This is a genomic window from Actinomadura vinacea (assembly GCF_039532545.1).
Taxonomy (GTDB): Bacteria; Actinomycetota; Actinomycetes; order Streptosporangiales; family Streptosporangiaceae; genus Spirillospora; species Spirillospora vinacea.
Genome location: NZ_BAAARW010000008.1, coordinates 62,741 through 79,696 on the forward strand (window position 1 = coordinate 62,741; position 16,956 = coordinate 79,696).

Sequence of the window (16,956 nt, forward strand, 5' to 3'; positions counted from 1 at the left end):
AGCCAACATGGAGCCAACACGGGAACCTAACGGGACCAAACGGGCGGGGGGCATGCCTGGGCGAACCCAGGTCAACATGGGTGGGTCGCGTGGGACTCGAACCCACAACCTACGGATTACGAGCCAACACGGCTGTCGGCCGCTGGGGTCATTTGGGGTGGTCTCCCTGGGGTAGTCGGCGCCGGAGGTTTGTATGGGGTCAAGCGGCACTGTCGTTCTGGCTGGTGCGCCATTCGAGCGCTTCCGGTGTCTCGGTGTATTCGAGCAGATGCTGCCCAGCGATGCGGCGCAGAATGTCGCGTACCTGCGCAGGGGTGGCGTTGAAGAACTCGCGGCGCAGGTTGACCCGGTTGACGCGCTGGTCGGCCAGTTCCTGGTGGAGACGGTTCTCCAGCCCGACGGCGTCGTCGCTGAAGATCAGGGCGTGCACGTCGAACCTGAAGGGGACGGAGGCGTCCCCGAGTTCGCGGACGCGGTCCATAGGGTCCAGTCGGCGGGTCATGCCGATCTTGACCATGTTCTCGCCGAAGGCGCCGATGTTGGAGATCACATAGACGTAGCCGGCCCGGGTGTTGGCCTGCCGTCCCTCGACATCGTTGATCACGGATTCGACCTCGGCCAGCTTGGCGCGCAGTTGCTCGGCCCCCGCTTCGTCGCCGTTGTCGATCAGGCGGGCGAGGGCCGACTCCACGTGTGAGCGTTCTTTGAGGAGCCGTGCCTTCTCCCGTTCGAATTCGCGGCGGGCCTTGTCCTCTTCGCGCTGGCGTTCGCGTTCTGCGCGTACCCGCTCCTTCTCCTCCTCGACCTTGGCCAGGTAGTCGGCGGTCAGCGTCAGCTCACGGATCCGGACCTGGTGGTAGGCAGCGGCGATGCGGATGTCCATCGTCTTGCCGAGCCGGGCGATGGTCTGGGTGCTCTTGTCGAGCCGGTCGATCGCCGACTGCAGCTTGTAGGGCCGCATCGTGCGGACCAGGTTGTCGGCCTCGGCGTTGTAGGCGCGCAGCATCAGCTTGGAGAAGTCGCGCACCATCTTGGTGCCTTGGGCGGCTGAGCCGTTGACGCTCCAGTGCGTGGTGGCCTGCACCGCGCGGTCGTTGCGGGCCATGGTCTTGATCTTGTCTTTGAGCTTGGCCAGCTCGGCCTTGTAGGCCACCGAGTCGGCAAGCGGATGCTGGTACTCGTAGACGCCTACTACCTGCAGCAGCGCCAGTCCTTCGGTCTGCACGATGTCCCGCCGCACCCGGTCAAGCTCGGCACGACTTGCGCCCACCTGTTCTTCCAGCTGGGCGGTCTGCTCCTGCAGTTGTCGGGTGAGCTGGGCCAGCAGTGCCGGTTCCATCCCGTTGAGGTCGGCGACCCACTGACGCAACCTGGCGTTCTCCGCTTCCAATTCCTCGATGCGCTTGCGCCCGCCGAACAGCCCACGTCCTCCGCCGTGCCCGCCGGTCTGAGCAAGCGGCGGCGGCACCGGTGGTGGGGCACCACGCCCAACAGGCGCAGGCGGGAGAGAGGCGGCGAGTTCGACGGGCGGTTGCACTCGGGGAGCAGCAGGCACCCACAGCTGCCAGCCCGGCGGCACGGGACCCCATGACGGATCGGGTTGCCACCCGGGCGGCGGCGTCCATCCCACCGGTGGAGCCGGCCAGGTCGGCGGCGGGTTGTATCGCCACCCTCCGTGAGGCCCAGCTGGCGCAGCCGGCGCCGGCACCGGGTCTGGCGGCGCAGCAGGGGCAGGCGTCGGCGGCATGACCGGAGCGGGCGTCGGCAGGGACGCAACCGGGGCGGGCGGGGCCCCTCCGACGGGCGATGCCGAGCCGGCGTTCTTGGCGGCGGACGCCGCTCGATCGATGATCTGCAGGACGCGGGGAGCGTCGTCGCCATGCACATCCCCGAAGTCGGTCTCCTCACCGTCATCCCCGACGGTGACCAAGAATTCGCGCTGCTGATAGGACTTTCGGGTCTGAGCCGACGCCACAGCCGACAGCGGTGTCTCCACCACGAACCCCTGCTGCGCCAGACCGGCGGCCTTGAAGCCCAGCAGTCGCCGGTCGGTCACTACGACGTGCGACAAGGACGGCAGCGCCTTCACGGTGGCCACCAAAGCGAGCACGGCCTCGCCGGGTGCGAGCCGACCACCAACCGTACCGAGCAGAGCAGCCGCTTCGTGCGGAGGAACTTCCACCCCGACATAGGGCTGTGCCCCCAACGAAACCTCCGCCATCACGTCCCCCATCACGCCAGTTCATGCAAAGTGGACCCACCTTAAGCAGCGTGTTGGACGACGGGACCGACCAAGTCTCGTGATGGCCAGAAGTTGCCGCGTCACGGGAGCCGTTGTAGCACAGGGGCACGTCGGTCAACGCACCCTGCTGCAGTGGACGGCGACGTGTCAGAGCCGAACCGCACCCATTTGAAATGGCCGTTCCCTCACGCTCGCCTGCTCGCGGATATGTCGATACCGCGGGCCGTTCAGCCCATCGAGCCGCCTATCGGGAAGGACCCGGCCTCGAATTCGGCCGGAGCCGGGTCGTCACCCTGGATCGTGGCGACCACATCGCGATGCGCGCGCGTCCACCCTCGGACTCGGTGAACACCAAGGTGTCCCCGATCCAGAGGTAGTACTGCTCCGACCAGACGTCGACGACGTGCCGGGGTGGAAAGGCTAAGGAGACATCGATCCGTGCACCGCCCAGCACATCGCACACGGTGAGCCGCCGAGGCCCCCGAAGATCGATGAGAACGCGGTCGCGGTCGGCGTGCGGCTGCGCGCCGGCCCGTCAGCCTAGCTGTGCGGGCGCGGAGGGTCGCGGCCCGGCCGGTCTGAAGGTCAAGCACCTGGGTGGGCCGCACCTCGACGTTGGGGTCGCTGTTGCCGACCCGCGCCACACCGCCGGATCCGGCGCGCAGAACCGTGGTGTAGTCGTTGACGTGGTCGCCGATCCGGCCGGTCGCCGGATCGGCGGCCACCAGATCCCTGGTCACGCCTCCGCGCATGGTCCGGGGCCCTGCCGACACATGCGGGATAGGCACGGTGCGGTGGTGCCGACACCTCGACGACCAGGCCGTCGCCGGTGGCGGCAACGGGCCGGATGCCATCGGTGAAGGTGACCGCCGGGGAATGCACGTCGCCGTCCAACCCTACAAGGGCGGTCTCGAACACACCGTGCCGGTCCAGCCCCGGCCCCGCCCCGCTGCGCTGAAGGACGCACCAGACTCCGGTGCCGTCGTAGGAGGGGAACCAGGCGGTCGCCACGCCGAGTTCGACCACTTCCTCGGGGGCGGCGGGGACGCCCGAGCCACCAAGTCCGCCATCGCCGGGCCGGCGCCGAGCATGAGCATCGCCGATGCCGCTGCCGGAGGCGATGATTCGTCGGGCGATCTGGTTGCCGGCCGCGGGCCGGTGGATTTCCCGGCCCGGGCCTCTTTCTTCGGGTCGGCTATGCCGTGGCCGCGCGTCAGCCGCCACCGCCGCCGTCGCCGGGTGAAGCCCCGGTGATGGCCTGCGTCTGCTGTCCAGTGATCTCCTGCAGCGGTATGTCGTCGTAGTTGCTGAGGACGACGCCGACCCACCCGGTGTCCGGGTAGATGCTCCAGTGGGTGGAGCTGCCGGGGTGGACGCCGCTGCGCGCGAGCTCCCACTGGCCTTCGACGATGTGGGCTGTCGGCCCGTAGGTGCTGAACCCCGGGGAGCCTCGGAAGTTGGGGGCCTTGACCGAGGTGAACACGTCGGCCCAGACCGGGTCGAGCACGGTGCCGTCGTACAACGCTTCCGCGAACCGGACCAGGTCCGGTGCGGTGACGAACCCGCCGTCCGGGACGAAGTTGCGGGCATTGTTCTGGCCCGCCATGCCCGGGCTCGGGCTGTCCTTGTCCAGATTGCGGACGGCGTCCACCCAGCTGCCGTCGGCCTGTTTCATGTACGAGTGCGCGATGTGCTCGTCGGCCAGCCACTGCGGCCTGGTGTAGTACGCCGAGCCGGTCATGCCGCAGCGCCCGAAGATGTGCTTGTTCACGTAGTCCCAGAACGTCATGCCGGTCACCGCCTCGACGATCTGCACGGTGACATCCGCACCCCAGCCGGGTTTGTTCGAACCCGCGCCGGGGGCGGCCACCAGCTTCGCCTGCCGGGTGTACTGCTGGTAGTACTCGTGCTGCTCCTCCTTGCCGTGGAAGATGCGTTGGTAGTCGTGCTCCGGAAAGGACAACCCGGAGGTGCCCATGAGCAGGTGGTGGATGCGCACCTGCTCAGCGATCTCCTTGGCGAAACCGGTCAGGTAGGTGCCCACCGTGTCCCACAGCTTCACCTTGCCCCGCTGCGCCAGCTGCACGATGGACAGGCTGACGAACGGCCCGCCGTAGAGGTTGAACGCGGCACCTTCGTGGTTGCGGATCCCCTTCTCCTTGTCGGCCATGCCGTAGCTGCGCGACAGTACCGTCCGGCCCCGGTGCGACAGCAGCACCACCCCGGAGAACTTGTCCTCGGCGGCTAGCTTCGCGATGTACCGGTCGTAGGCGCCGCCGGGACCGGTGTCCGACGGGATCCGGTCGGGCTCGGACGTGGCCGTGTCGGCGTGGCCGAGCTGGTCGGCCGCCAGCGAGACGCCGGCCTGCGCCGTGGCCGTCCCGCCCAGCAGCGGCGCGGCCGCGGCGGCACCGGCCACCACGGCGGCGCCCCGCAACATCGAACGCCGATCCCATTCCCCGTCACTAGCACTAGCCATGGCCTTTTTCTTCTCCCTTTCCTGATCACCTTCCACCCGCGATTTTCTAGCCAACGGACGGTCACAGCACGGTGCCAACAGCTGTGACCCGGCTGTGACCCGGGTCTGCGGCCAGAATCGGGTGGTGCCGACTCCGCGATGGACTCCGAAGCCGGAGCACCAGGCCCTCGGCACGGACCGCTGTGGTCCGTGCCTCCATGGAAGAAAGGGAGAGTGTTGCGGTGGCGTATGCGATTTTCGATACGCCCGCGATACACCCAACCCCCGACATCCCCGGCATCAAGGAACTGGCGCAAGCCGCGAGAAGGCCCCGCCGCTGGTGATCGCGGCAGCCCGGCTATTGCGGGTGCTGGACGACTCGTCGGTGACCATCGCACTGCCGAGCCTCCAGTACGAGCTCGCCGTCACGCCCGCACACCTGTCCACCGTGAACGCAGGCTGTCGCGATGACGGTGAACTCCAAGTTTTCCGGCGAGAGTACGAGGTCGTGCCAACATTTCTGCGCAATCGTAATTACTGATAGCAAAGCTTCAGATTCGAGGGCACCGAGCTGATGACTCTCGGGATCGGAGTTCCCGGACTGGTGCCCGAACCACCTACAAACTGTGCCGCTTCTCACCTACAGAGCCACGTGCTGATTGAGTCGGCCTGGGGCGCGATGCCCGGATCACTCTGGGTCCGTTTCCCCAGGCCGCTCGCCGAACCCGCCGTGCCGATCTCTCGGCAACGGGCTCTCCACGGCGTCTGCCGTCAAGCGTGGTTGGGCGTGGTCCAGGGGTTGGGGATCTTGCTGCCTCGGTATCGGTATCGGGTGACCGGCACCGAGGCGATATTGAACAGTTCGATCCCGTCCGCTGTGGGCCTGTGCCACCGGCCCGCGGGGCCGGTGAGGCGTCGGCGGACGTCCTTCCAATTCCAGCGGTGCAGGTGCATCCACCAGCGGATCACCCGGTGCCAGATGAAGTTCTCCAGGTGACCGAGGGTGTGTTTGCAGACCGCGTGCCGGAAGTAGTTGGCCCAGCCCCGCATGATCTGGTTGAGTCTGATCAGCGCGTCCCTGGGACGCTGTTGCGACAACCTGCTGGTGAGGGCACGGGCCTTGTCCTTCAGCGACCGGATGGGCCGGTCGGCGATGAAGGTGTAGACGTACCACTTGTTCGTGCCTCGCTTGCGGCGCCACTGGATGCGGAACCCAAGGAAGTCGAACGCCTCGCTCATGCGCAGGATGCGGGTCTGACAGCCGAAGACCCAGCGGTGCCACCACCTCAGCGATGTCTTCGCGCAGGGCTTCGACGTCGTCGCGGGAGCCGTGCACGAGCACGACGAAATCGTCGGCGTAACCGACGATCCGCCAGCTCGGCAGGCCCTCGGCGCGACGTCGGCCGGGGGTGCTCATGGCCCCGCCCGGCCGCCACGGTCCGTGCAGGTGCTCATCGAGCAGCGACAGGGCGATGTTGGCCAGCAGCGGGGACAGGATGCCCCCTTGTGGTGTGCCGGAGTAGGTGTTCTTCTGCTGGCCGAGTTCGGTGAGGATCCCGGCCTTGAGGAACGCTTTGACCAGCGCGAGCACCCGTTTGTCCTTGACCCTGGCCCGCACCCGGTCCATCAGGGCCGGATGGGAGATGGAGTCAGAGCACGCCTCGATGTCGGCGTCCAGCACCCAGCGGTATTGCTTGGTGCCGAAACGCTGGATCTCGGCGATGGCGTCGTGTGCCCGCCGCTCGGGCCGGAACCCGTAGGAGACCGGCTGGAAGTCGGCCTCGAAGATCGGCTCCAGCACCAGCTTCAGCGCCGCCTGAACGACCCGGTCCGCGATCGTCGGAATCCCGAGACGGCGGACCCTGCCCGACCCGCCCGGTTTGGGGATCGTGCGTTCCCGCACGGCAACGGCCGGAACGAACCGTGTACCGCGGAAACTGGGTTTCATACTGTGAGCTGGGGTTTCGCTGCGCGATCGGTGGCGTGGTTGCGACCATTCCGGGGTGTTGTTGTGGCTGCTGTACCGGTTGGTCCGGAGCCTGCTCGGCCTGATCGGGGTGCTGGTCCGCTCGGAGCTGTCCAAGGACGTGGAGCTGCTGGTGCTCTGGCACGAGAACCAGGTGTTACGCCGTCGGCTACGCGGCCGTCCGCGGTGGGAGCACGCCGATCGGCTCTGGTTGGCGGCACTGGCGCGGCTGGTGCACCGCCAGCAGTGGGCAGGGATTTTCCCGGTCACTCCGGAGACGCTCCTGCGCTGGCACCGTAACCTGGTAGCGCGTAAGTGGAACTACTCCGACCGCCGCCGACCCGGGCGACCACGCACCGGCGTGTCGGTCAGAGCGCTGATCCTGCGGATGGCGCGGGAGAACCCGACCTGGGGACATCCAGGGTGAGCTGACCCGTCTTGGGTACACCATCGCCGCGTCAACGGTATGGGAGATCCTGCACCGCGCCGGCATCGATCCCGCGCCACGCCGGGTCGGTCCGAGGTGGCGGGAGTATCTGGCCGCCCAGGCGCACGCGATCATCGCGTGTGACTTCTTCGCGGTGAAGACGGTCCTGCTGAAACGGCTGTGGGTGCTGGTATGCATCGAACACGGCACCCGCAAACTGCATCTGGGCGGGTGACCACGCACCCGACCGGGGCGTGGGCGGTGCAGCAGGCCCGCAACCTGCCATGGACCTGGGCGAACGCGTCGGTGAGCTGCGCGTGGTGATCCACGATCGCGACCCGCTTTTCACCGCCGTGTTCGCAGAAGTGTTCAAGGCCGAGGGGGTGCGGACCATCACCACGTTGCCCCGGACGCCGCGGATGAATGCGGTTTGCGAGCGGGTCATCGGCACCCTCCGCCGCGAGTTGCCGGATCGGATCCTGATCCTCGGTGAGGGGCACCTGTCGCTGGTGCTGGGCGAGTACATGGTCCACTACAACGGTCATTGGCCGCACCAGTCCCGACACCAACGACCTCCGGACGTCGACACCGGGGCGGTCCCGGAGACCACCGACCTTGCCGACTTGCGATCCATCCGGCGAAGACCTGTGGTTGGAAGCGTGATCAACGAATATCACCACGCCGCATAACCGCAGCTCAGATCTCGCAACTCAATATTCGAGCGGTACACCGTGTTCGACGAAGGTAAGGACAGCAGGACCGAGGCTGCGGCGGAGGGGAACACCCCGAAGTCCGTCTCAGTCGCGTGACGGTGGCTCCCCGATTGGCTCCCCATCGACTTTCAAGATCGAAAAAGGGCTCCGGACGGAGATCCGAAGCCCTTCTGACCTGCGGTTATGCGGTCGGGACGGCGGGATTTGAACCCACGACCCCTTGACCCCCAGTCAAGTGCGCTGCCAAACTGCGCTACGTCCCGGTGCCCGGCTTGGGCGGGCGTGATTACTGTAGCGCACACCGGGGGTGGGTGCGTACTCGGTTGTGGTGGTGCGGATCTGGTAGGCATGGCCGGGTGATCTCGTTGGTGGGGCGTGCGGTCCTGGTCATGGCCGGGGTCGTGTGGTTGGGCGGCTGTGGTGCGGATGGGAAGACTCCGGCGGCGCCGGTGAGTACGTCGGCGGAGCGGCCGGGGCGGGCCGTGTTTCGGGTGACGGTGCCGGCCGGGGTGCGGGCCGGGTACGTGGTCTACGACCGGGGGAGCGGGAAGGTCCTGCTGCAGGACGGGGCCCGGCGGACGTTCCGGTCGGCGTCCGTGGTGAAGATCCTTATCGCGCTCGATCATCTGCGCGGCGAGCGGCCGGATCTCGCGTTGTTGCGGCCGATGCTGAGGTCGAGCGACGACGGGGCGGCGACCAGGTTCTGGAAGCGGGGCGGGAAGGGCGCGATCATCGAGCGGACGGCCGCGCGGATCGGGCTGCGCGACACCGCTCCGCCGCCCGCGGACAAGCCCGGATTCTGGGGGTACACGGCGCTGAGCCCGCTGGACGTGGCCAAGGTGTACCGGTACGTCCTGGAGAAGGCGCCGCGTGCACACCGTGACCTGATCATGGGGGAGTTGCGGAAGGCGACCCCGTGCGGGACCGACCGGTACGACCAGTACTTCGGGATCCCTCGCGCGCTGCCGCGGCCGTGGGCGGTGAAGCAGGGGTGGTCGGGGTTCGGTGACGTTCCCGCGGTGCCGTGCAAGGCTTCCGTGGTGCCCGCGGCCGCGCCCGATCTGGGGCTTGGACGGCCCGTACTGCACACGACGGGGGTCGTCGGGCCGGACGACCGCAGGATCGTGGTGGTGCTGACGCTGCATCCGGCGGGCTCGTCGTTCCGGGTGGCGTCGCAACGGCTCACTTCGTTGACCAGGCAGGTCTACCGGGCGGCGGATTCGTAAAGCGGCGGCGCCAACACCGTCACTGGACGGCAAAATAGGCGCCCGCGGACGAAGGTTACGAATAGGGCGCCTCATAGCCTTATGTACGGTTCTTCTCTCGTACGCCCAATCGGAACGGGGGCCCGGGTGAGCGAAGCGGAGGGCACGCCGCTGATTCCGGAGTTGGCGGATCTGCGCGGGGCCGCACGGGGCCGCGCGATCATCGCCGAAGCCCGGGTCGTGCTCGCGGGCCGCCTGGGCGTCCAGCCCGGCGAGGCGCTCCAGCACCTGATCTGGCTCGCCCGCGATCTGGATCTGGAGCTGGAGGAGGCCGCGGCGCTGGTGACCGGCACGCGCCTCGCGGGGGGCTCGCTGGAGCGTCCGGTGGCGGCGCCCGCGGTGATGCCGCTGATGGAGGCCGGGCGGCTGGCCGAGGCCGATCTGGCCGCGGACATCGACCGGCTGGCCGAGCTGGAGGAGGATCCGACGGCGCGGGCGGTGCTGGACGCATCGATCGACGCCGCCGTGCACATGATCCCGGTGCGGGGGGCCGAGGGGAAGGTGCGGGACTTCCTGTACGCGGGGGCGAACGAGGCGACCCGGGACCTGTTCGGGAGGGGGCCGGCGGAGCTGTCGGGGCATCGGCTGCTGCGGATGGACCCGGGGTCGGCGCTGCTGGGGTTGTTCACCTCGTACGTGGAGTCGTTGGAGACGGGCAAGGTCTTCAAGCGGGGTCCGTTCGAGTTCTCGACGGCGCAGGAGGGGGTGACGCGCACGTCGCGGATGTCGGTGCACTGCGTGCCGGTGCCGACGGGCGTGTGCGTGACGTGGCGGTACCACGACGACGAGGAGCGCATGCGGCGCCGGCTGGAGCGGGTTGGGCGGCTGGCGCTGCTGGGGTTCGGCGAGTGGGATCTGGCGACCGACGAGCTGGAGTGGTCGGAGCAGATGGCCTACAACTACGGGCTGGACCCGGTGCGTTCCGCGCCGCTGCTGGACGAGATGTCCAAGATGGTGGTGGACGAGGACCGGCCGCTGGTCGAGGAGCGGTTCCAGACGATGCTGAGCCGCCGCACGCCGGTGGAGATGGAGCATCGGGTGGTGACCGCGGACGGCGAGCACCGGCATCTGTGGATCTTCGCCGAGCCGGTCCTGGACCAGGCGGGCCGTCCGGTGTCGGTGAACATGGTCTCCCAGGACATCACGCGGCGGCGCGGGATCGAGCGGGCGCTGGCCGAGACCCGGCGGGAGATGCTGCGGCAGCAGGCCCGCACCGCGCAGGAGCGGCGGGTGGCGGTGACGCTGCGGCGGGCGATCCTGCCGGATCCGGAGGAGATGATGCCGCTGCCGGGGCTGCACATCGCGATCCGGAGCCTGGCCGCGGAGAGCGCGGCCCGGATCGGCGGGGACTGGTTCGCGACGCGTGGGCTGCCGGACGGCCGGTCGCTGCTGGCGATCGGGGACGCGGCGGGGCACGGGCTGCCCGCGGCGGCGGCGATGGCGCGCACCCGCAACGGCCTGCTCGGCCTGGCCTACACCGGGCAGCCTCCGGGGCGGCTGATGGGGTGGCTGAACGAAATGGTGAGCCAGCTGGAGCCGGAGCGGTCGGCCACCGGCACGGCCCTGATCGCCCGATACGACCCGCCGGGCGGTGCCATTCAGTGGAGCTGCGCGGGCCATCTGCCGCCGATCCTGGTGCGGGACGGGTGCGCGACGCAGCTGGAGGTGGATCCGGGGCCGATGCTGGGCGCGGCGCCGACGGCGGGCTACCCGACGGTCACGACCCGGGTGCAGCCGGGCGATCTGGTGTTCATGTACACCGACGGGCTGGTGGAGCGCCGGGACGCCGATCTGGACGAGCAGATCGCGCGGCTGATGGAGATTCTGAACGATCCGTCGGCCGGGCCGGAGCCGGTGCTGGACCGGGTGCTGGCGCGGATGGGGCATGACCGGTCGGCCGACGACACCACGCTGTTCGCGGTCGTGGTCGAATAATTCTTTCTAACAACTGTTTGATAGGCTTTCCGGGTGGAGCAGACACCCGAGGACCGGGACTTCCGGGCCGAGGTCCGCGACTGGCTCGAGACCCACCTGTCGGACGGGTTCGCGCACGCCCGCGGCCTGGGCGGCCCCGGCCGCGAGCACGAGGCGTTCGAGACCCGGCTGGCTTGGGAGCGGCACCTGGCGGCCGCCGGCTGGACCTGCCTCGGCTGGCCGAAGGAGCACGGCGGCCGCGGCGCGACGGTCCGCCAGCAGGTGATCTTCAACGAGGAGTACGCGCTGGCCGGCGCCCCCGCCCGGGTCGGCCACATCGGAGAGAACCTGCTCGGCCCGACCATCATCGCGTTCGGCACCCCCGAGCAGCGCGAGCGCTTCCTGCCGCCGATCGTGGCGGTGCGGGAGCTGTGGTGCCAGGGCTACTCCGAGCCGGGCGCCGGGTCCGACCTGGCCGGCGTGCAGACCCGCGCCGAGCGGGACGGGCAGGGCTGGACGATCAGCGGCCAGAAGGTGTGGACGTCGCTGGCCCTTGAAGCCGACTGGTGCTTCGCGCTGTGCCGTACCGAGCGGGGGTCCGAGCGCCACCGCGGCCTGTCCTACCTGCTGGTCCCGATGCGGCAGGACGGCGTGGAGATCCGCCCGATCGTGCAGCCGACCGGGACCTCGGAGTTCAACGAGGTGTTCTTCGATGGCGCGCGCACCGAGGCGTCCTGCGTCGTCGGAGCCCCCGGCGAGGGCTGGAAGATCGCCATGGCCACGCTGGGCTTCGAGCGGGGCGTCGCCACCCTCGGCCAGCAGGTCGGGTTCCGCCGCGAGCTGGACGGCGTGATCGCGCTGGCCCGCCGCACCGGGGCGGTCGACGATCCGCTGCTGCGGGACCGGCTCGTCCGGGCCTGGATGGGCCTGGAGATCATGCGGTTGAACGCCACCCGCACCATGGCGGGCGTGGCCGCCGGCGCGCCCGGCCCCGAGTCGTCGATCTCCAAGCTGGTGTGGGGCACCTGGCACCGCGAGCTGGGCGAGCTGGCCATGGACGTGCTGGGCGCCGCCGGGCTGGTCGCGCAGGGCGAGCCGTACGACCTGGACGACTGGCAGCGGCTGTTCCTGTTCTCCCGGGCCGACACCATCTACGCGGGCTCGAACGAGATCCAGCGCAACATCATCGCCGAGCGGGTGCTCGGCCTGCCCCGGGAGAGCCGCCCATGACCCTGACGCGTCCGCCCGCCTACCCCGTCCCGCGCGACCTCCTCCGGGACCGGATCGTGGTGATCACCGCGGCGGCCGGCGCGGGGATCGGCGGGGCGACCGCACGGCGCTGCCTGGAGGAGGGCGCCAGTGTGCTGGTCTCCGACGCGCACGAGCGGCGGCTGGAGAGCACCCGTGCCGAGCTGGCGAAGGACTTCGGGGACGCGCGGGTCGCGGCGCTGCCCTGCGACGTCACCTCGGAAGAGCAGGTCCGGGCGCTGTACGCGCTGGCCGTGGAGCGGTACGGCCGGATCGACGTCGCCGTCAACAACGCCGGCCTCGGCGGCACCGCCGAGCTGGCCGACATGACCGACGCCGAGTGGGACAAGGTCCTGGACGTCACCCTGAACGGCACCATGCGCTGCACCCGTGCCGCGCTCCGCGTCATGCGCGAACAGGACTCCGGGGGCGTCATCGTCAACAACGCGTCGGTGATCGGCTGGCGGGCGCAGAAGGGGCAGTCGCACTACGCCGCGGCGAAGGCCGGGGTCATGGCGCTCACCCGCTGCGCCGCGCTGGAGGCCGCCGAGCACGGGGTGCGGATCAACGCCGTGTCGCCGTCGCTGGCCATGCACCCGCACCTGGTCAAGGTGACCTCGCAGGACCTGCTCGACGAGCTGACCTCGCGGGAGGCGTTCGGGCGCTACGCCGAGCCGTGGGAGGTCGCCAACGTCATAGTGTTCCTGGCCGGAGACTATTCGTCGTACATGACGGGCGAGGTCGTCTCCGTCTCCAGCCAGCATCCGTAAGGAATCCTTCAGATGAGTCCACGTCGGCGTGACACCGAGGGCACCGCCGCAGCGCGTGCGGAGCGGCGGGCCGAGCTGCTCGCCGCGGCGGCCGAAGTGTTCGCCTCCCAGGGGTACGCCGCCACCACGATCCGGCAGGTGGCCGACGCCGCCGGGATCCTGGGCGGCAGCCTCTACTACCACTTCGACTCCAAGGAGTCGATGGCCGACGAGATCCTGTCCACGTTCCTGAACGAGATGTGGGCCTCCTACGAGCGCGTCCTGGCGTCGGGCCTGGACGCGCGGGAGACGATGGAGGCCATCGTCGTGGAGTCGTTCCGGTCCATCGAACGGCACCGCCCGGCCGTCGTCCTCTACCAGAACGAGTCCAAGCACCTGGCCGCCGGCGAGCGCTTCCGCTACCTGCTCGACTCGCACCGCCGGTTCGAGGCCATGTGGACGGCCCTGCTCGACCGCGGGGTCGAGGAGGGCGCGTTCCGGGCCGATCTCGACCGCGGCCTGGTGTACCGGTTCATCCGCGACACGGTGTGGGTGGCGGCGAACTGGTACCAGCCCGCCGGGCGGCTGTCGGCCGACGACATCGCCAAGCAGTACCTCGCCATGGTCCTGGAGGGCATCCAGGCGACCAGGGCGACCTGACCCGGCCCGAGCACCCCGGCCGGGCCCCATCCGAGGAGGAGACCCCATGGCCGAGGCCTACATCGTCGAAGCGGTCCGCACGCCGGTCGGGCGCCGCGGCGGAGCGCTGTCGGACGCGCATCCCGCCGATCTGGGCGCGCACGTCCTGACCGCGCTGATGGAGCGCGCGCAGGCCGATCCCGCCATGGTCGAGGACGTGGTCTTCGGCTGCGTCGACGCGGTCGGGCCGCAGGCGGGGGACATCGCCCGGACGGCGTGGCTGGCCGCCGGGCTGCCGGAGGAGGTCCCGGGGGTGACCGTCGACCGGCAGTGCGGCTCGTCCCAGCAGGCGGTGCACTTCGCAGCCCAGGCGGTCCTGTCGGGCACGTCCGACCTGGTGGTGGCGGGCGGCGTGCAGAACATGTCGCAGATCCCGATCGCGTACGCGATGACCGCGGCCGAGCCGCTGGGCTTCACCGATGGGCCGTTCGCCGGGTCGGCCGGGTGGACGCGCCGGTACGGCGACCGGGAGGTGTCGCAGTTCGCGGGCGCGGAGATGATCGCGCGCGACTGGGACATCTCCCGGCAGGAGATGGAGGAGTTCGCCTACGGCTCGCATCAGCGGGCGATCCGGGCGATCGACGAGGGCCGCTTCGACCGCGAGATCGCTCCGTACGGGGACGCCGCCACCGACGAGGGGCCGCGCCGCGACACCACCGTGGAGAAGATGGCGGGCCTGCGGACGCTGGTGGAGGGGGGCCGGCTGACCGCCGCGCTGTCCTCGCAGATCTCCGACGGCGCCGCGGCGCTGCTCATCGCCTCCCAGCGGGCGGTGCGGGACCACGGGCTGACGCCGCGCGCCCGCGTCCACCACCTCTCCGCGCGTGGAGAGGACCCGATCCGGATGCTGTCGGCGCCCATTCCCGCGACGGCGCACGCGCTCAAGAAGGCGGGGATGACGATCGGCGACATCGACGCCGTCGAGATCAACGAGGCGTTCGCCCCGGTCGTGCTGGCCTGGCTGAAGGAGACGGGGGCCGATCCGGAGCGCACCAACCCCAACGGCGGTGCGATCGCGCTCGGCCACCCGCTGGGCGCGACGGGGGCCCGGCTGATGACGACTCTGCTGCACGAGCTGGAGCGCACCGGCGGGCGGTACGGGCTGCAGACGATGTGCGAGGGCGGCGGCCAGGCCAACGTCACCATCATCGAGCGGCTCTGAGCGCCGGATGCCCCTCGTCCTATAGTCATATGAAATATATGACGAGGGGTGAGGGATGGCAGCACTGCTGGAAGGGCTGCGGGTCGTCGAGATCTCCAGCTTCGTGGCCGCTCCGCTCGGCGGGATGACGCTGGCCCAGCTCGGCGCCGACGTCGTGCGGGTCGACCCGATCGGCGGCGCGGCCGACATAGGGCGCTGGCCGCTCGCGCCGTCCGGGACGAGCCTGATGTGGACCGGGATGAACAAGGCCAAGCGGTCGGTCACCGTCGACTTCCGCGGTCCGGAGGGCCGCGAGGTCGTCACCCGGCTGGCCGCCCGGGCCGGGATCGTGCTGACCAACGCGGTCGGGCGGGGCTGGCTGTCGTACGAAGCGCTGTCGCGGGTGCGCCCGGACCTCGTCCACCTGCAGATCGAGGGCCACCATGACGGGACGGCGGCCGTCGACTACACCGTGAACGCCGAGATCGGGTTCCCGCTGATCACCGGGCCGTCCGAGCACGGCGCCCCGGTGAACCACGTGCTCCCGGCCTGGGACATGGCCTGCGGGCTGTACGCGGCGACCGGGATCCTGGCCGCCGAGCGGCGCCGCTCCCGTACCGGCGAGGGCGCGCGGATCAGGCTGCCGCTGTACGACGTCGCCCTCGCCATGGCGGGCAACCTGGGCCTGCTCGCCGAGGCGCAGCTCGGCGCGGAGCGGCCCCGGATCGGCAACCACCTCTTCGGCGGACTCGGCCGGGACTTCGCGCTGGCCGGCGGCGGGCGGGTGATGGTCGTCGCGCTCACCGGGCGGCATTTCGCCGACCTGTGCGAGATCACCGGCCTGACCGCGACGGTCACCGAGCTGGAACGCCTGCTCGGCGCCGACTTCGACCGCGACGGCGACCGCTACGTGCACCGCGAGACCCTGGCCGCGCTCCTGGCCCCCTGGTTCGAGGCCCGCACCCTGGACCAGGTCACCCGGGAGCTGAAGGGCTCCTCGGTGCTCTGGGCGCCCTACCGCCGCTTCTCGGAGATCGATCTGGAGGCCGCACCGCTGATGGGAGAGATCGACCAGCCCGGCGTGGGCCGCATCTACGCGCCGGCCTCGCCGCTCGACACGGCCCCCGGCGGGGACGGCGGCACCGGCACGACCGGAGGACGCGAGCCCGTGCCGGCCCCGCGCCTCGGTGAGCACACCGACGAGGTCCTGGCCGAGCTCGGCCTGGACGCGGCGGACCTGCGCGCGAAGGGGGCGGTGGCGTGATCGACGTCGAGGGCTGGGCCCCGGAGCCGTACGAGACGACCGAGACGATCAAGCCGGGCCCGGCGCACGCGCTGGCCGGGGTGCTCGACACCGCCCCGCCGGAACGCGACCTGCCCCCGCTCTGGCAGTGGCTCTACTTCCTGGACCGGCCCGCGCAGAAGGACCTGGGCCCGGACGGCCACCCGCTCGCGGGCCGGTTCCTGCCGCCCGTCCCGGAACGCCGCCGCATGTTCGCGGGCGGCCGCTGCACCTTCCACCGGCCGCTGCGCCTGGGGGAATCCGTCACGCGCCGGTCGGAGGTGGCGTCGACGGCGCTCAAGCACGGGCGCAGCGGCGAGATGCTCTTCGTGACCGTGCGCCACACGTTCGTCCGCGAAGGGACGGAGGTCGCGGTCGAGGAGCAGGACCTGGTCTACCGGAGCGGCGATCCGGCGAACCGCCCGGCGCCGCCGTCCTTCGAGCCTCCCGAGGCCGACGCACCGTGGACGCTGCGCATGACGGCCGACCCGACCCTGCTGTTCCGGTTCAGCGCGCTCACCTACAACGCGCACCGCATCCACTACGACGAGGCGTACGCGACGCAGGTCGAGAAGCATCCGGGGCTGGTCGTCCACGGGCCGCTGCTGGCGATCCTCTGCCTCGAACTGCCCAGGCGGGCGGGGCGGACGGTCGGCGAGCTGTCGTTCCGCGCGCGCAGCCCGGTGTACGCGGGCCAGCCGTTCGCCGTGACCGGGTCGCCGGAGGACGGCGATCTGGCGGTCAGGGCGCCCGGCGGAGTCACCGCGATGTCGGCGGCCTTCGGCTGAATCCGGCCTCGCGCTCCGGGCCTTCCCGTCGACGTTCTTCCTATATTTTGTTGGTCACGTCCAC

At 70.1% G+C, this 16,956-nt stretch carries 13 protein-coding genes, 1 tRNA gene and 1 pseudogene; 10 read left to right on the forward strand and 5 right to left on the reverse strand.

Translation table 11 applies throughout. The annotated features are described in order from the left end of the window. Positions 1–199: 199 nt before the first annotated feature. From ABD340_RS11110 to ABD340_RS47950, 4 genes and pseudogenes are all read right to left on the reverse strand, one after another. Positions 200–2,233 carry an SNIPE associated domain-containing protein gene (locus ABD340_RS11110; protein WP_344588810.1) on the reverse strand — a complete coding sequence of 678 codons (2,034 nt, stop codon included), beginning with the start codon at positions 2,231–2,233 and terminating at the stop codon, positions 200–202. A gap of 1,222 nt (positions 2,234–3,455) precedes the next feature. After that, on the reverse strand, positions 3,456–4,721 hold the full coding sequence (locus tag ABD340_RS11115; RefSeq protein WP_344588662.1) for a serine hydrolase domain-containing protein: 1,266 nt from the start codon (positions 4,719–4,721) through the stop codon (positions 3,456–3,458). Between the two features lie 750 nt (positions 4,722–5,471). Next, a complete protein-coding gene (locus ABD340_RS47945; RefSeq protein WP_425547336.1) occupies positions 5,472–5,939 on the reverse strand; it encodes a group II intron maturase-specific domain-containing protein in 468 nt (155 codons plus the stop codon). A 28-nt stretch (positions 5,940–5,967) separates the two neighbouring features. Further along, positions 5,968–6,648: pseudogene (locus ABD340_RS47950) on the reverse strand (reverse transcriptase domain-containing protein); the annotation flags it as partial. 55 nt (positions 6,649–6,703) lie between these two features. Between ABD340_RS47950 and ABD340_RS11125 the strand changes: the two are divergent. Further along, positions 6,704–7,093 carry a hypothetical protein gene (locus ABD340_RS11125; RefSeq protein ID WP_344588664.1) on the forward strand — a complete coding sequence of 130 codons (390 nt, stop codon included), beginning with the start codon at positions 6,704–6,706 and terminating at the stop codon, positions 7,091–7,093. Between the two features lie 284 nt (positions 7,094–7,377). Then, positions 7,378–7,782, forward strand: coding sequence for an integrase core domain-containing protein (locus tag ABD340_RS11130; RefSeq protein ID WP_344588665.1), 405 nt, complete (start codon positions 7,378–7,380; stop codon positions 7,780–7,782). A 213-nt stretch (positions 7,783–7,995) separates the two neighbouring features. On the opposite strand, the gene ABD340_RS11135 is transcribed toward ABD340_RS11130, so the two are convergent. Further along, a tRNA-Pro gene (locus tag ABD340_RS11135) sits at positions 7,996–8,069 on the reverse strand. Between the two features lie 228 nt (positions 8,070–8,297). On the opposite strand from ABD340_RS11135, the gene ABD340_RS11140 reads away from it, so the two are divergent. The 8 genes from ABD340_RS11140 to ABD340_RS11175 all read left to right on the forward strand — a co-directional run bounded on the left by ABD340_RS11140 (position 8,298) and on the right by ABD340_RS11175 (position 16,892). Continuing rightward, positions 8,298–9,032 carry a hypothetical protein gene (locus ABD340_RS11140; protein ID WP_344588666.1) on the forward strand — a complete coding sequence of 245 codons (735 nt, stop codon included), beginning with the start codon at positions 8,298–8,300 and terminating at the stop codon, positions 9,030–9,032. Positions 9,033–9,158: 126 nt separating this feature from the next. Continuing rightward, complete coding sequence (locus tag ABD340_RS11145) at positions 9,159–11,006, forward strand: PP2C family protein-serine/threonine phosphatase (RefSeq protein ID WP_344588667.1); 1,848 nt, start codon at positions 9,159–9,161, stop codon at positions 11,004–11,006. Between the two features lie 33 nt (positions 11,007–11,039). Beyond that, positions 11,040–12,215: an acyl-CoA dehydrogenase family protein gene (locus tag ABD340_RS11150; protein ID WP_344588669.1), complete on the forward strand. Its 1,176-nt coding sequence runs from the start codon at positions 11,040–11,042 to the stop codon at positions 12,213–12,215. After that, positions 12,212–13,003: an SDR family oxidoreductase gene (locus ABD340_RS11155; protein WP_344588670.1), complete on the forward strand. Its 792-nt coding sequence runs from the start codon at positions 12,212–12,214 to the stop codon at positions 13,001–13,003. Before ABD340_RS11150 ends, ABD340_RS11155 begins: the two co-directional genes overlap by 4 nt. A gap of 12 nt (positions 13,004–13,015) precedes the next feature. Then, positions 13,016–13,642 (forward strand): TetR/AcrR family transcriptional regulator, encoded by a 627-nt coding sequence (locus tag ABD340_RS11160; protein WP_344588671.1) that lies wholly within the window; start codon positions 13,016–13,018, stop codon positions 13,640–13,642. Positions 13,643–13,688: 46 nt separating this feature from the next. Further along, positions 13,689–14,843, forward strand: coding sequence for an acetyl-CoA C-acetyltransferase (locus tag ABD340_RS11165; RefSeq protein ID WP_344588672.1), 1,155 nt, complete (start codon positions 13,689–13,691; stop codon positions 14,841–14,843). A 55-nt stretch (positions 14,844–14,898) separates the two neighbouring features. Continuing rightward, a complete protein-coding gene (locus ABD340_RS11170) occupies positions 14,899–16,086 on the forward strand; it encodes a CoA transferase (protein WP_344588673.1) in 1,188 nt (395 codons plus the stop codon). Further along, complete coding sequence (locus tag ABD340_RS11175; RefSeq protein ID WP_344588674.1) at positions 16,083–16,892, forward strand: HTD2 family dehydratase; 810 nt, start codon at positions 16,083–16,085, stop codon at positions 16,890–16,892. The genes ABD340_RS11170 and ABD340_RS11175 overlap by 4 nt, the downstream gene beginning before the upstream one ends. Positions 16,893–16,956 lie beyond the last annotated feature (64 nt).

Coding starts and splice junctions, on each gene's coding strand:
- ABD340_RS11110 (WP_344588810.1), bottom strand. CDS start 2,233: ATGGGGGACGTGATGGCGGAGGTTTCGTTGGGGGCACAGCCCTATGTC.
- ABD340_RS11115 (WP_344588662.1), bottom strand. CDS start 4,721: ATGGCTAGTGCTAGTGACGGGGAATGGGATCGGCGTTCGATGTTGCGG.
- ABD340_RS47945 (WP_425547336.1), bottom strand. CDS start 5,939: ATGAGCGAGGCGTTCGACTTCCTTGGGTTCCGCATCCAGTGGCGCCGC.
- ABD340_RS11130 (WP_344588665.1), top strand. CDS start 7,378: ATGGACCTGGGCGAACGCGTCGGTGAGCTGCGCGTGGTGATCCACGAT.
- ABD340_RS11155 (WP_344588670.1), top strand. CDS start 12,212: ATGACCCTGACGCGTCCGCCCGCCTACCCCGTCCCGCGCGACCTCCTC.
- ABD340_RS11160 (WP_344588671.1), top strand. CDS start 13,016: ATGAGTCCACGTCGGCGTGACACCGAGGGCACCGCCGCAGCGCGTGCG.
- ABD340_RS11165 (WP_344588672.1), top strand. CDS start 13,689: ATGGCCGAGGCCTACATCGTCGAAGCGGTCCGCACGCCGGTCGGGCGC.
- ABD340_RS11170 (WP_344588673.1), top strand. CDS start 14,899: ATGGCAGCACTGCTGGAAGGGCTGCGGGTCGTCGAGATCTCCAGCTTC.